This window comes from Bradyrhizobium cosmicum, assembly GCF_032290525.1.
In the GTDB taxonomy this organism is placed as follows: domain Bacteria; phylum Pseudomonadota; class Alphaproteobacteria; order Rhizobiales; family Xanthobacteraceae; genus Bradyrhizobium; species Bradyrhizobium cosmicum_A.
Map to the genome: position 1 here is coordinate 1 of NZ_JASXTA010000331.1, position 261 is coordinate 261.

1 protein-coding gene is annotated in these 261 nt (G+C 27.2%); it reads right to left on the minus strand.

The genetic code is table 11. From position 1 onward, the window contains the following. The coding region (locus QSV46_RS40145) for a hypothetical protein (RefSeq protein WP_314964187.1) at positions 1–261 on the minus strand (261 nt) is incomplete at both ends.

The window sequence follows — 261 nt, forward strand, 5'->3', positions numbered from 1 at the left end:
GCCTTACCTATTTTCGTCATACCATGAATAAAATTATGTTGATCAATTATATTTAAAATTGGAAATAATCCGACAATGAATATAAATGGAATTGAAACAGATAAAAATTCTTTTACTAATTCACTAGTAGAAACCTCTATATGATTACTATCTTTTGGAATATTGAAGTCTAAACTCTTTCTATATTTAGTATAAAAAAAGGATAACGTAATTAAAGAAAACACAGCTCCTACAGCTGCTGCAAAAGTTGCACTAACATTC